10 protein-coding genes are annotated in these 15,532 nt (G+C 52.3%); all 10 read left to right on the top strand.

The genetic code is table 11. The annotated features are described in order from the left end of the window. Window positions 1-15: 15 nt before the first annotated feature. Window positions 16-1,749: an arylsulfatase gene (locus tag ACSPJT_RS04600; protein WP_435895192.1), complete on the top strand. Its 1,734-nt coding sequence runs from the start codon at window positions 16-18 to the stop codon at window positions 1,747-1,749. Between the two features lie 133 nt (window positions 1,750-1,882). Then, window positions 1,883-3,499 (top strand): alpha-L-fucosidase, encoded by a 1,617-nt coding sequence (locus ACSPJT_RS04595; protein ID WP_435895191.1) that lies wholly within the window; start codon window positions 1,883-1,885, stop codon window positions 3,497-3,499. A 190-nt stretch (window positions 3,500-3,689) separates the two neighbouring features. Beyond that, on the top strand, window positions 3,690-5,261 hold the full coding sequence (locus ACSPJT_RS04590; protein ID WP_435895190.1) for an arylsulfatase: 1,572 nt from the start codon (window positions 3,690-3,692) through the stop codon (window positions 5,259-5,261). 66 nt (window positions 5,262-5,327) lie between these two features. Further along, window positions 5,328-6,950: a sulfatase-like hydrolase/transferase gene (locus ACSPJT_RS04585; RefSeq protein ID WP_435895189.1), complete on the top strand. Its 1,623-nt coding sequence runs from the start codon at window positions 5,328-5,330 to the stop codon at window positions 6,948-6,950. Beyond that, window positions 6,947-7,912 carry an alpha/beta hydrolase gene (locus ACSPJT_RS04580; RefSeq protein WP_435895188.1) on the top strand — a complete coding sequence of 322 codons (966 nt, stop codon included), beginning with the start codon at window positions 6,947-6,949 and terminating at the stop codon, window positions 7,910-7,912. Before ACSPJT_RS04585 ends, ACSPJT_RS04580 begins: the two co-directional genes overlap by 4 nt. Next, window positions 7,909-9,348 carry a sulfatase family protein gene (locus ACSPJT_RS04575; protein ID WP_435895187.1) on the top strand — a complete coding sequence of 480 codons (1,440 nt, stop codon included), beginning with the start codon at window positions 7,909-7,911 and terminating at the stop codon, window positions 9,346-9,348. The genes ACSPJT_RS04580 and ACSPJT_RS04575 overlap by 4 nt, the downstream gene beginning before the upstream one ends. A 32-nt stretch (window positions 9,349-9,380) precedes the next feature. Further along, a complete protein-coding gene (locus ACSPJT_RS04570) occupies window positions 9,381-10,982 on the top strand; it encodes a sulfatase family protein (protein WP_435896178.1) in 1,602 nt (533 codons plus the stop codon). 87 nt (window positions 10,983-11,069) lie between these two features. After that, window positions 11,070-12,509, top strand: a complete 1,440-nt coding sequence (locus tag ACSPJT_RS04565; RefSeq protein ID WP_435896177.1) for an arylsulfatase — start codon at window positions 11,070-11,072, stop codon at window positions 12,507-12,509. Window positions 12,510-12,626: 117 nt separating this feature from the next. Further along, window positions 12,627-14,099, top strand: a complete 1,473-nt coding sequence (locus tag ACSPJT_RS04560) for an arylsulfatase (RefSeq protein ID WP_435896176.1) — start codon at window positions 12,627-12,629, stop codon at window positions 14,097-14,099. A gap of 73 nt (window positions 14,100-14,172) precedes the next feature. After that, entirely contained in the window at window positions 14,173-15,531 is a 1,359-nt protein-coding gene (locus ACSPJT_RS04555) for a sulfatase family protein (protein WP_435895186.1), read from the top strand. Window position 15,532 lies beyond the last annotated feature (1 nt).

The following is a 15,532-nucleotide window of genomic DNA, read 5'->3' as shown; positions in this document are numbered from 1 at the left end:
TCAACAATTAAACCGATGAAACTAACAAAATTCATTTTCATTCTCCCGCTGATTTTCAGCACGCTGGCTCAGGCTGCCGAGAAACCGAACATCATCATCGTCATGACCGATGATCAAGGCTACGGCGATCTCTCCTGCCACGGAAACCCGATTTTAAAAACCCCGGAGCTCGATAAGCTGCACGCTGAGTCAGTCCGCTTCACCGATTTCCACGTCAGCCCATTTTGCACTCCCTCGCGTGCCGCCCTGATGACCGGTAACCACCCGGCCGTAACAGGAGCCTATCGCACCAGCGCAGGACGCACGATGATGCACCCTGATGAAAAGACGGTGGCGAACCTGTTTGCTGATGCTGGCTACGCCACAGGCATGGTCGGAAAATGGCACCTCGGCGATAACGCACCGCACCGCCCACAGGATCGTGGTTTTCAAGATGTCGTCTGGCACCGTGCTGGCGGAGTCGGCCAGGCGCCCGACTATTGGGGTAACGATTACTTCGATGACACCTACGAGCGTAATGGGAAGTTTGAAAAATTCGAAGGCTACTGCACCGATGTCTGGTTCCGCGAAGGCATCCGATTCATCGAATCTAACAAGGATAAACCATTCCTGCTCTATCTCGCCCTAAACGCCCCCCATGGACCATACTTTGTGGAGAAAAAGTGGGCCAAACCATACGAAGGTAATAAGCAGGTAGCGAATGCCAATTTCTACGGCATGATCGCGAATATCGACTGGAATATGGGGATCCTACGGAAACGTCTGGATGAGCTTCAACTCACCAAAAATACTATTCTGATCTTCATGACGGATAACGGCACTGCAGCTGGCGCCAAGTTCAAGGGTCTGGATTCAAAAGCTGTGATCGGCTACAACGCAGGGATGCGTGGTAAAAAATCCTCCGTCTACGACGGTGGCCATCGCGTGCCGTTCTTCATCCATTGGCCGGAAGGTAACCTGACCGGAGGCAAGGATATCGACACCCTTGCCGCCCACATCGATGTTCTGCCGACCTTGGCCGACCTCTGTGGCATTCCTGTCCCTGAGGCATATGATGCAGATGGTATCTCGCTCAAGCCACTGTTAGAGGGTAAGCCGTTGCAGCGAAAGCACCATGTGCTGCAGTACCACGGTGGCCCCCACGGCAAAGCCATGCCTCCCGGTCCCCTGGCTTTTTCCACCGTGCTCACTGAGCGCTGGCGACTTGTAAATTCTAACGGTCAGTTTCTTTACGATATCGAAAAAGACCCAGCCCAGCAGAACGACCTTGCAGCTGAACATCCGGACGTGGTGAAGCAACTACGGGCACTGTATGATCCATTCTGGAAGCGCGTAGCACCGCGCATGACACCTGTCCGCATCGATCTCGGCAACCCAACAGAGCCTCGCACCAGTCTGTGTTCACAAGATTGGCACATGAAATCCGGCAACCCACCGTGGAACTTCGGTGCGATCCGAAAACTGCCGAAAGTGACCGGGCCATGGCTGGTCAATGTCAAACAAGCTGGCCGCTACCGCCTCACCCTGCGCCAATGGCCCGCCGAAGCGAACAAACCCGTCGTCGCGGTCAGAGCCAAAGTCGAAATCGCCGGCATGAGTAAAGAATCCAAGGTGGAACCCAGGAGTTCGGGAGTCGTCTTCGAAATTGATTTACCTGCGGGCCCCACCGAACTCATCACCTACCTCTACGATCAAAAAGACCGAGCTGGAGGTGCCTATTTCACCGATGTGGAATTGCTCAAGGAATAGAGACTCACACTGTGAACTTACTAACAGGTGACACTGACTGGAAGTGAAATCTACATTGAGAGCATGATCCAGAGGCTTAGCTTAACCTCTTCCTACTCACGCCATAACCACCCTATCGATAATATCTAAGATTATGAAAGTCAGACAATATCACGCATTCATCCTAACATTTCTCATCACGATACCAAGCACACTGCTTGGCGCTGAGAGCAAACCTCCTTATGACGGCTCATGGCAGGCGTTGCAAAAGATGCCGGTTCCTGCCTGGTTTGATGACGGCAAGATTGGGATCTTCATCCATTGGGGACCTTATAGCGTCATTGGTTACCGCAAGGGTGGGCGAGGATACGCTGAACATGTTCCGAAGATGATTTATGAAGACCCCAAGCACTACTATCCCTACCTCAAAAAACGCTGGGGGAAAACTCCACCGGAGTTTGGTTACAAGGACATCATCCCCGAATTCAAAGCGGAGAAGTGGGATCCCGATGCATGGGCCAGCTTATTCAAGGAGGTAGGCGCCCACTACGTGGTGATGACCGCCGAGCATCATGACGGCTGGGCCAACTGGGACTCAGACCTGACACCATGGAACGCCGTTGACAAGGGGCCGAAGCGCGACTTGGTAGGAGACCTTGGTAAAGCGCTGAAGCAACAGGGACTCAAGTATGCGCCCTCCTATCACCGAGAGCGGCATCAATCGTTTTTTGCCCAACAAAAATACAAAGTCGATGCCCAGCCTAGAGAAGATATTGCCAAGGAAATCAAACACTCGCCAGAGGCAGCCTCCCTTTACGGACCGTTTGGCACCTCCAAGGCATATGTGGATGACTACGTGGCTCGCTGGAAGGAAATCCAGACCAAGTACCAGCCGGATTTCCTGTGGATCGATGACATTCCCATCTGGACTCGCGATGGCAATCAGGTGTTACAAGGCAAGGCCAAGCCAGAGGTGCAGTATTTCTACGATCAGTGCCGCACGATGATCACCGACTTCATGAACGATGGAGCAGCACGCGGAGCGGAGGTTTACGTCAACAACAAGGGCGCTAACAGAAACTGGCCCGACGGTGTGGGCTGTCTGGAAAAGGATAACCTCAAGCTGAAAGTCATCGGCCCGAAGTGGCAGAGCTGCACCACCTTCGGCACCTCATTCGGCTATCTTGAGAATGATAAATACAAGACTGTAGAGAGCATCATCCATGAAATGGTCGAGGTCATCAGTCGCAACGGGAATTTCCTCGTCAACATCGGCCCGAAGGCCGACGGAACCATCCCCAAGCCACAGCTTGATCGCTTACACGCCATGGGCAAATGGCTGAAAACCAATGGCCCCGCTATCTACGGCAGTCGCTATTGGAAGCTCAGCGAGCAGAAGAACGAGCACCTGGTCTTCACCACCCGTGGAACCAAGCTATACGCCATCAAACTGAACGAACCCAAGGCAGCCTTCACCATCACCGGAACTTCCGGCTGGAAAGCGGAGCAGGTCAAGGGAGTCCGTTTGTTAGGATCAGAGGCTCAGGTTCAGTGGAACATGACAGCCAACGGGCTGCGAATCACGCCACCCACCAAGCTCGGCGATAGCCAGTATGCCTGGTCGTTTGAGATTGAAACCACAGAAGAACAGCATCAACCAAACGTGATCGTCCGTGATGCGTCCAAAGCGCTCAAGGGCACGAAGGACGTGGATCTTGAGGGGCATGACAAAGGTGGTAGCAAAAAAGGCAACGACAAAAAGAGGAGATAGCGATGCGATATCCTGAATGATTGCAAGCGGCGGGAACAGACTCAGCTGGTGGATGATTGCTGCTTCGATACAAGACCTCGCCAATCTTTCCAGAATACCCTTTTCTGGGGATAGGAAGTTTCTGGTATCGATGTATTTTAGAGGGTAGCCTTAGCCGTTTTCACCTGTTTTCGAACTTATCCATATGACCATGATAAAAATCATACCCTTCCTTGTCCTCGGACTCACAACCTTACACGCTGCTGAGCCAAAGAGCACCAAGCCTAATATCATCCTGGTGATGACGGATGATCAAGGCTATGCGCCTGTGGGAGCTCATGGGCATCCTTGGATCCGAACTCCGCATTTGGATAAAATGCACGCCGAGTCGATCCGCTTTGACCGTTTCATGATGGGATCGACCTGTGCACCGAGCCGGGCCGGCATCATGACTGGTGTCCATTCGATAAAAAACGGGGTGACGCATACGATTTACGAACGTGAGCGTGTGAACCTGAAGGCGATCACCCTGCCGCAGGTCTTGAAACCAGCTGGCTACACATCCGGCTATTTCGGCAAATGGCATCTGGGCGATGAAGATCCGTATCAGCCCGAAAACCGGGGATTTGACGAGGTGTTTATTCACGGCGCGGGAGGGATCGGTCAGGCCTACCCTGGCTCGTGCGCGGATGTGCCAGGCAATACCTATTTCAACCCTGTCATTAAACACAACGGTAAGTTTGTGAAGACCAAGGGCTATTGCACGGATGTCTTTTTCAAAGCGACACTAGGCTGGATTCAATCGGTCAAGGATTCCGACCAGCCATTCTTTGCTTATCTATCCACCAATGCACCGCACAGCCCGTTTGTGGCGCCGCCAAAATACCAGAAGTATTTTGAAGATCTTGGGTTTCATCCGAGATCCGCAGGTTTTTACGGAATGATCGAGCATATCGACGACTGCATGGGGCAGATGTTCAAGCAGCTGGAAGAGTGGGGGATTATGGATAATACCATCGTCATCTTCACCTCTGACAATGGCACAACAACAAGCGGCAACGGACTCAAGGGAAAAGCAGGACGCCCTCAGGTAAAGCTCGGCACCGATAAAGATGGCAAAGCGATGATGTCCTATAACGCGGGCATGAAGGGCCTGAAAGGAACTGTGGAAGAAGGCGGCGTTCGGGTGCCGTTCTTTGTGCGCTGGAACGGAAAGATCAAAGAGGGACGAACCGTGGAGAAGCTAGTCACATATCTCGATATCCTGCCGACCCTAGCCGACATTGCCGGAGCAGAGTTGCCCACCTCGCAGGCATTCGAAGGCAGAAGCCTGAAGCCCTTGCTTCTGGAGAACGATCCGGACTGGAAGGATCGGTTTCATTTTCAGCATGTGACACGTTGGAATCGAGGTGAGGATCCCGATAAGTTTAAGTGGAAAAATTACTCCGTGCGTAACCAGCGTTTCAGACTGGTCGGGGACGCGCTTTACGACATGAGAAATGATCCGGCACAAAACAAGGATGTGGCTTCAGAGCATCCGGAGGTCGTGTCGGAAATGAAGAAAGCCTACGAGAAGTTCTGGGATGAAGCGCGTCCACTCATGATCAACGACGGCGTGCCGCTGGCGAAAGAAAAACCGTTCCATGTCGATTACAAAGCCCAGAAAGCCAGCTCCGGCATCCCTGACTGGAAGGCACCCACTTTGAAGTGGGAGGAGTCTTATACCGGCGGACCGACTGGAGCCGAAAAACCTGAGAAAAAAGGCCGCAAGAAGAGGAAGTAGATCTAACAAGCAATTAGCACCGGAACGGAAGGCTATATCTGGAACCAAAGAATAATCAGTGAAAGAATGATGAAGAAGAAATCATGTAACACCTCGTTAGCCTTGGGGGCTGTATCGCTGTTGACTGCGGCCTTGTGTGCTGCCGCGCCTGCGACGAAGCGTCCTAACATTCTCTATATCGTGACCGATGACCAAGCGCCTTACGATCTGAAGGTCTACGACAAGAATTCGCCACTGGAAACTCCCGTGATCGATCGCCTAGCCGCCGAGGGCATGGTGATCGATGGCGCTCATCAGATGGGAGCCTGGTGCGCTGGCGTGTGCACACCCTCGCGTCATATGATCATGTCCGGACGCACCGTTTGGCATGTTCCGGATAAACCGAAGCAGGGTCGAAACCCACTTGAAAAAGACCCCAAGCATGTGCCGGCCGACCTGGCGAACCACACCATGGCAGCGGTATTCAATGCCGCCGGATACGACACGATGCGAACCTGTAAGAAGGGCAATAGTTATGCTGCGGCGAACAAGAAATTTACCGTCGTGCATGATGCTACCAAACGCGGCGGCACGGATGAAACAGGCAGCGCGTGGCATGCGAAGCAGGTGCTCAATTACCTCAATCAACGTGAGGCGACCAAAGACGAAGACCCGTTTCTGATCTACTTCGGTTTTTCGCATCCTCACGATGTTAGGGACGGTAAACCCGCACTACTGGCGAAATATGGAGCGGTGAATCATAAGGATAAAAACAGCCTGCCCCCGGCGAATCCAAAACAACCGAAGCTGCCCAAAGGCTATCTCCCGAAACATCCATTCGATAATACGGACATCAACGTGCGCGATGAGATTGCCGCTTCTGGAGTGTGGAGAAACCGAGATGAGCGCACCATTCGCAATGAACTGGGCCGCGAGTATGCTTGCAGTGAAAATATCGACATCCAAATCGGAGCCGTTTTGGAAAAGCTGAAGCAGATGGGTGAACTCGAAAACACCTATATCGTTTACACCTCCGATCACGGTATGGCGATCGGCAGGCACGGACTGCAGGGGAAACAGAATCTCTACGAGCATACCTTCCGCGTTCCCTACATCGTCAAAGGCCCCGGCATCAAGCCAGGCACCCGCGCGACAGGTAATATTTACCACCTCGATGCACTGGCTACCCTTTGCGACCTCGCCGGAATCGAAGCGCCCAAGACGAGCGAAGGCATCAGCTTTGTGCCTGTGTTAGAAGGCAAGAAAGATACAGTCCGCGATGTGCTATACGGTGCCTACTCCGGCGGTGATAAACCTGGAATGCGCTGTGTGAAGAAGGGCGACTGGAAACTCATTCGTTATGAATCGAACGCATCAGGCGTTAACGAAACGCAGCTGTTCAATCTAGCAGAAAACCCCGATGAATTAGTGGCCGAACACCACGATCCGAAAGTCATTGCACTGACGGGTAACACGCCGAGTCCTAAGCAACTCAATCTCGCGAAGGATCCGGCCTATGCCGATAAACTCAAGGAAATGGAGCAGCTGCTGCTAGCAGAAATGCGCAACCACTCCGACCCTTACCGATTTTCCAATCAACCGGATGACGCGTTACCGGCTATCGAAGAACCCAAGATTCGTAAACCATGGTTGAAAGAGGATAAAAAGAAATCGAAGGCTGGGAAAAAGAACAAATCAAGTAATCCATGAACACTCTATCAAAACACACCGTCGCGTATCTAACTTTGTTAGCTACGTGCACAGGATTTGCCGCAGACAAGGCGAAGAGCCCGATCGAGAAGTATTCGTGGACGCTGGGCTACAAACCGGATAAGACCGTAACCTTTTCCAAACCTGCGGCAGGGAAGCCGTTGAAGCTGGATTGTTTCTTCCCATCAGATCACAAGGAAGGAGGCAACAAGAGCTGCATCATCCTCTTCTTTGGCGGTGGCTGGAGTGGCGGTGATACGTCTCAATTCTATGGCTATAGCAAATATTTTGCGTCGAGAGGCATGGTCGCGATCTCCGCTCAATACCGGACGATGAAAAGCCACAAGGCGAGTCCGAGAAATTGTGTGGAAGACGGCAAGGCCACGATTCGTTACGTCCGTGCTCACGCCAAAGAGTTGGGAATCGATCCTAACAAAATCGTAGTGGGTGGAGGTTCAGCCGGCGGACATGTCGCAGCGGCAACAGCGATGTGTCCGAAAATCGATGCCACTCCTGACAGCAAGATTTCCTGCCAGCCGAATGCCTTGATGTTGTTCAACCCCGTCTACGATAATGGACCGGGGGGATATGGGCATGCTCGTGTCACAGCCTATTGGAAAGATATCTCACCCATGCACAATATTCGCGCCGATCTCCCGCCGATGATTTCGTTTTTTGGCGACAACGATAAGCACATCCAAGTTGCCACTATTAATGCGTTTCAAAAGAAGATGGAGGACGTGGACAACCAATCGGATACACACATCTACAAAGGGCAGACGCATGGATTTTTCCACATCTCAAAAGGCGGGCGTAAAATGTTCGAAGATGTGCTCACCAAAGCCGATGCCTTCTTGGTGAAAAACGGCTTCATAACTGGCAAGGATAACGTTGCGGAGTGGACGGCGAAAAGCATCGAGAACCTCCCTGCAAATGGCAAAAAGAAAGCTAACAAGAAATGATATCGGTAATCAAACCTTCGACACTTTGCGGCATCACATGCTTGCTCGCAGCAGCGACAACTCCACTGAGCCACGCCGCTGATCGCCCCAACCTCGTAATCATCTTCACCGATGACCAAGGCTATGCGGATCTGAGCTGTTTCGGCGGAAAACACGTCATGACACCGCACATTGATCAGATGGCAAAGGAGGGCGCGCGACTAACCAGTTTTTATGTAGCCGCACCACTGTGCACGCCGTCAAGAGCCGCGCTGATGACCGGTTGTTACCCGTCACGCATTGATATGAGTGTGCCGTCATCGATTGAGGTGCAAATGAAGCACACGGAAGGTAGAAATTTCCCAGTTTGTCTGGCAGGGGACGGAAGAGGCCTGAACCCTAAGGAGCTGACTATTGCCGAAGTGGCGCAGTCGGCTGGGTATAAAACCGGCATGTTCGGCAAATGGCACTTGGGCGATCAGCCTGAGTTTTTACCGACACGTCAGGGCTTTGAAGAATATTTTGGCATTCCCTACAGCCATGACATTCATCCGAAGCACAAGAACCAGAAAGTTTTCAAGTTCCCGCCTTTGCCTTTGTTAGAAGGCGAGAAAGTCATCGAGATAGAGCCCGATGCCGACTACCTAACGCGTAGAATCACCAAACGCGCAGTTGATTTTATCAAGAGGCATAAGGACGAAAACTTTTTCCTCTACGTAGCGCACCCGCTACCGCACGGGCCTCTGGCGGCATCACCTGAAATCAAGAAGGAGTATGCTCAAAAACTCAAAGCGAAGGGCGCAGCGAAAGGAAAAGGGCGGGGCAAATCAGGCCTTTTCCCAGCCACCATTTATGAAATCGATTGGTCGGTCGGTGAAATCCTGAAGGCTCTCAAGGAACAGGGGATCGATGACAACACCATCGTGATCTTCAGCACGGATAACGGTCCAGCCGCAGGTTCCGCCAAACCTTTGAGAGGGAAGAAGGGAAGCACCTTTGAAGGCGGTCAACGCGTGCCAACGGTGATCCGCTGGCCTAAGGGGATTCCTGCAGGCAGTGTTAACGACAAGATGCTAACGACCATGGATGTGCTGCCTACTTTCGCCAAGCTCAGTGGAGCCAAGCTGCCGGATGACCTCGTCATTGATGGAAAGGATATGATGGCGACCTTGGCCAAAGGTGCGGAGAGCCCACACCAGTATTTCTTTTATGCCCACTGGGGTGTGCTGGAAGGCGTGCGCTGGAAGGAATGGAAATTGCGTATCGCCGATGGCGTGGTGGCTCTCTACAATCTGAACCAAGATATCGGAGAAAAGCACAACGTGGCAAATGAACACCCGGAAATCGTCCAGCAGCTTCAGGAGGCGATGAAGGGTTTCGAAAAAGACATGAAAGCCAACGTCCGCCCTGCCGGAGTTGTCGAAAATCCGAAACCACTGAGCATGTCAGCGGAGTAGTTGATCTGAATAACGAACAAGAATAAGGAATGATGAAGTTGAAGAAAATGATCGGGGTGACTCTGTTGAGCGCTGTCTCGAGCATCAGCAATGCCGAACAATCGCCGCCTAACGTGGTTTTGATTTTTGCCGACGACCTCGGGTATGGTGATCTGAGTTGTCAGGGCGCTACTAAAGTCCAGACGCCGAACATTGACAAATTGGCAGCTGACGGTCGCCGGTTCACTGACGCGCATTCGGCGTCTGCTGTCTGCACTCCCTCGCGCTATGGTCTGATCACAGGAGAATACCCCATGAGAGCAGGACTCTGGGGACCGTGTCCACCGACCTCAAAGCTATTGATCGATGTCGATAGGCTGACGATCGCGAAAGTTTTTAAGAACAAGGGTTACGAAACCTCCTGCTTCGGAAAATGGCACCTTGGTTTCGGCGATGAGAAAGCGGACTACTCGAAACCTCTGCGTCCGGGGCCGCAGGATCTCGGCTTCGACTATTACTTTGGCGTGCCTGTGGTCAACAGCGCGCCGCCTTACGTCTATGTCGAGAATGACCGTGTGGTTGGAATGACGGAGAACGATCCGATTGTTTACCTCGGCAAGAACGCTGGAAAGAAAGCGACGCCGATCACTCCGTTGACAAAAGAGCACGGAAACCGAGTGCCTAACTGGTTTGGCGGAGCGGCAGAAGCTCACAAACTCTACAACGATTTCGAACTAGGAACGACCCTGACCGAACGCGCCACCAAGTGGATTCGGGAGCGCGATAAAAAGCCGTTTTTTCTCTATCTCGCGACCACGAACATCCATCACCCGTTTACCCCCGCACCGCGTTTTCAAGGAACCAGTCAGTGTGGTCTGTATGGTGACTTTATCCATGAGTTAGACTGGATGGTAGGAGAGATCACGAAGACGCTGGAGGAACAGGGCATTGCCGATAACACCTTGGTGATCTTCACCAGCGATAACGGCGGCATGTTCAACCACGGTGGTCAGGATGCTTTCAAACATGGCCACAAGCAAAACGGTGATTTGTTAGGTTTCAAATTTGGCATCTGGGAAGGCGGCCACCGCGTGCCGTTTATCGCCAAGTGGCCGGGTAAAATCAAAGCAGGAACGACCTCCAGCCAGTTAATCTGCAATGTTGATATGCTTGCTACCTTTGCGGCTTTGACCAAGCAGAAAGTGGCTCCCGATCAAATGGCCGACAGTGTGAATGTCCTTCCAGCATTAGTCAGCGAGCCGACTTCGCCGGTGCGTGAGCACTTGATTCTATCTCCTCGCCAGTCCAGCCACATATCACTGCGCAAGGGTAAGTGGATGTATATTCCGGCCAGAAGCAGTGGCGGATTTACCGGAGGTCCGGGCACGCACGGAGCCGGCGGTCCGCCCAGCGTCTCGGCTGTCGGCAGCTCTAACAGCGATATTGAAAACGGCAAAATCAAAAAGAATGCTCCACCTGCGCAGCTCTACAATCTTGAAACAGACGTGAACCAGACAAAAAACGTCTACAAGGAACACCCAGAGGTGGTGAAGGAGATGGAGGCGATGCTGAAGACTTATACTTCCACAGTAAAACTTGAAAAAGGAAAGCGGAAGAAGCGTCCCAATCAGAAGCCGAAACAGGCACAACCCTAAGTCTTATTACACTCATAGGCTGCATAATCTGACCTAACAAATACAATGATTATTCCACATAAGCTCGCTCGCAGCGCTGGGGCATTCATGCTCAGCTTTTCGCTTGGTGTCGTCGCTCATGCCGCACCACTGGCTGGTTCCAAACCTAACATCATTTTGGTCATGACCGATGACCAAGGCATGGGAGACCTCTCCTGCATGGGCAATGAGGTCGTCAAAACGCCTAACATCGATACCTTTTACAAGAAATCAACACGTTTTACCGACTTCCAAGTCAGCCCCACATGCGCACCTACTCGTGCTGCAATCATGAGTGGAAGGCCTCCTTTTAAGGTCGGCGTCACCCACACCATTTTCCAGCGCGAACGCATGGCTCTGGATATCGTGACTCTGCCTCAGGCATTGAAAACAGCTGGCTACGCGACTGGTATCTTTGGCAAATGGCACCTCGGTGATGGTGAGGAATATCTCCCAGGTAACCGCGGATTCGATGAAGCACTGATCCATGGCGCGGGAGGGATCGGACAGGTGAACCTTGGTGATTTTCCACCTAACAAGACCAACAGCTACTTTGACAGCGTGTTATTGCACAATAAGACTGTGGTTCAGACCAAGGGCTACTGTACCGACTTATTCTTTCACTCAGGCTTAGCGTGGATCAAAAAGCAGCATGCCGCCAAGCAGCCATATTTCGCCTATATCTCACTGAATGCGCCTCATGCCCCGATGAACGTGGCCGAGAGCTACAAAAAAAGATTCATCGAGATGGGCTATGACAAAGGAACCGCCGGACGTTACGGCATGATTGAGAACATCGATGACAACTTCGGCCTACTGATGGAGAAGCTGACCGAGTGGAAGGCGTTGGAGAATACCTTGGTCATTTTCATGACGGATAACGGAGGCACCCATCTGAGCGGTAGACTCAAGGGGAAGAAAGTGAAGCACTTTAATTACAACATGAAGGGCGGTAAAAACTCACCGAACGAGGGCGGCACTCATGTGCCTGCATTTTGGTACTGGAAGGGCGTGCTGGGGGCGGGCGTGGATATCGATGGCCTAACAGCGCACCTTGACCTGTTTCCCACATTCACAGAACTAGCAGGCGCCAAGCTACCGGAGAAAATGCAGGACTTGGATGGTCGGTCGCTCGTTCCCTTACTGAAAGACCCCAAGGCAGCATGGGCGGACCGTGAACTCTTTGTTCACTGTGGCCGATGGAATGCCGGGAAGAGAGAGTCTGCAAAATTTGTAAAATGCGCCGTGCGCACCGAGCTTTGGCGTTTCGTGAACAATAAGGAGCTTTACGACATCTCCGCAGATCCGGGTGAGACCAAGGATGTTTCAGCTTCCCATCCGGAAGTGGTCAGCCAGCTACGCAAGGCCTACGACAAGTGGTGGGCTTCGGCACTGCCGCTCATGGTCAATGAGGGACTACCCAAAGTCAAAGACCATCCTTTGCATCAGCTTTATGAGAAGCAGAAGGCAGACTCCGGTATCCCTGAGTGGAAACCGGAAGAGTTATGACGCTGAATATAGCCAATATACTCCAATCGGTGCAACGACTGCCCACCAGCCACGTTATATTACTTACTCCGGCAAACACCTGAATTTATGAAAACGATCAAATTAATACAAACCACGATGCTCAGCTTGTGCGCGAGCATGTCGATAGCCCAAGCGGCGAAGCAGCCGAACATCATTTTCATCATGACCGATGATCAGGGTTACGGCGATCTGGCTTGTCACGGCCATCCGTTTATCAAGACACCGAACCTCGATAAACTCTACTCGCAGAGCACTCGTTTTACCGACTATCACGTCAGTCCCACCTGTGCTCCCACGAGAGCGGGATTGATGTCTGGAAAAGAGCCTTTCAAGGTAGGCGTCACCCATACCATTTTAGAGCGCGAGCGCATGGCTCTGGGTGTCACCACCGTGGCAGAAGTGCTGCAGAAAGCAGGTTACAAGACCGGTATTTTCGGCAAGTGGCATCTTGGCGAAGAAGACGCCTATCAGCCGGGTGGCCGCGGCTTTAACGAGGTGTTTATTCATGGCGCCGGCGGTATCGGTCAGCGTTATGAAGGAAGTCAGGGTGATGTCCCCGGTAATTCGTATTTCGATCCGACGATTCGTCACAATGGCACCTTCGTGAAGACCAAGGGCTTCTGCACCGATGTGTTTTTCAGCCAAGCCTTGGGTTGGATCAAGGAACAGAAAAAAGACCAACCGTTCTTTGCCTACATCGCTTTGAATGCGCCTCACGGACCCTTTATTGCACCTGAGAAATACAAGGCCATGTATCGAGGTAAGGTGAAGGAACCTGCTGCAAAAGCTAAGAAAGCTAAAGCCGGTAAGGCCGGAGGTGATACTATGGCGGCATTTTTTGGTATGATTACCAATGTGGACGACAATGTCGGCCGCGTGATGGAGAAACTCGAAGCTTGGGGGCTGGCCGATAACACCTTGCTCATCTTTACCACGGACAACGGAAGTGCAAGAGGGGCGCGAATTTTCAATGCCGGTATGAAAGGTGGCAAAGGTTCGCTGAATCAGGGTGGGGCCAGAGTGCCGCTGTTTTTCAGGTTGCCCGGTGTAACTACGGCTGGTCGCGACCTGCCTCAGCTCGCTCGTCATATCGATATTCTGCCAACCTTCGCCGAGCTTGCTGGAGCGGATATCTCCAAGTTGGGCCTGCATGGACGTAGTCTGATGCCACTGGTGAAAGATCCGAAGGCTGAGTGGCCTGACCGCAAGCTCTTCTTCCACGGCGGCCGCTGGGCTAAGGCTGGTTCGGAAAGATTTGGCAAAGGCGACTCGAATCCAGATAATTCTAAATACAAGAAATTCGCTGTGCGCACTGAGAAATGGCGCCTGGTCGGAACCAAGGACCTCTACAATATTGAGGAAGATCCGGGTGAGAAAAATAACGTTGCCGAGAAACATCCGGAGGTCGTCAGTGAATTACTCAAAGCCTACGACGCCTTCTGGGCGGAAGCTCGTCCTCTGATGGTGAACGAAGATGCACCGCTCGATGTCGAGAAACCCTTTGAAGCCAACTACCTCAAACAAAAGGAAGCGAAAGGTATCCCGAACTGGGTCGAACCAAAACTCTAGGAACATCGAGAATCCAGCGACTATGACAGCTAAAAAAATATCCCTTCGTGCGGTGTTTGCATTTTGTGCCTGCATGACTTTTGCTCACGCGGACCGCCCTAACATCATTCTGATGATGGCGGATGACTTGGGCTGGGGGGACGTGAAATGTTTCAATCCGAAATCTCCGATCATGACACCGCAGCTCGATGCCATGGCGGCTGCAGGTGTGCAGTTTAATCGTTTTTACTCCTCGTCGCCTGTTTGCAGCCCAACGCGTGGCTCCTGCCTGACTGGGCGCCATCCTTTCCGCTACGGTATTCCTTATGCCAACACCGGTCATATGAAGACTGAGGAACTGACATTGGCCGAACTTCTCAAGAAACATGGTTATGCCACTGGGCACTTTGGGAAATGGCATCTCGGAACGATGACGACCAAGATTGTGGACGCCAACCGAGGCAAGCCAGGAAATGCCAAGGACTTCTCCCCACCGTGGCAGCACGGTTTCGATGTTTGTTTTTCCACGGAATCGAAAGTGCCGACATGGGACCCGATGTTGAAGCCCGCGAAGGGTAGTAAAAAAGGTTGGGACTATATCAAAGATCGCTCCACCGCCGATGCTTACGGAACTCATTACTGGAACGAAAAAGGGGAAGTCGTCACTGACAACCTGGAGGGCGACGACTCGCGCGTGATCATGGATCGGGTGGTGCCATTCGTGGAGCAGGCGGCCAAAGACAAAAAGCCGTTTTTCGCTGTGGTCTGGTTCCATACACCGCACCTGCCATGTGTTGCCGGTCCCAAACACGCCGCGATGTATTCGAAATACGATTCTGAAAAAATGAATTACTACGGCTGTGTCACCGCCATGGATGAGCAGGTAGGCCGACTGCGCGAGGCGTTGAGAAAGGCAGGTGTAGCCGAAAACACAATGCTCTGGTTCGCTTCGGATAATGGTCCGGAAGGCTCTGCCAAGAGCCCAGGGACAGCCGCTGATTTCAGAGGCCGTAAGCGCTCGCTCTATGAGGGGGGCGTCCGCGTTTCCGGAATCTTGGATTGGCCGGCACGTGTGAAGACTGGGTCGGTGTCTGAATTTCCTGCAGTGACCAGCGATTACCTGCCCACCATCATCGATGCCTTGGGTGTCGGACTGGCCGAAGATCGTCCGAGGGACGGCATCTCTCTGATTCCTGTGATAGAAGGAAAACAAACCGAACGCAAAAAGCCGATCGGTTTTGAGTCGCAGAAGCAGCTGGCATGGACGACCCATCAATACAAACTCTACAGCAAGAACGGCGGCAAAAAATGGGAACTCTATGACCTGCTGGGTGATCCGTCAGAATCGAAAGACATCGCCGCAGAGCACCCGGAGATCGTGCAATCCATGGCAAAGAATTTAGCCCAGTGGCGTGAGTCCTGTAAGAACAGCAACCAAGGAAAAGATTATTAAA

The sequence above is a fragment of the Oceaniferula spumae genome (genome assembly GCF_042849255.1).
GTDB lineage: Bacteria > Verrucomicrobiota > Verrucomicrobiia > Verrucomicrobiales > Akkermansiaceae > Oceaniferula > Oceaniferula spumae.
This window is presented reverse-complemented; position numbering and strand designations above follow the sequence as displayed.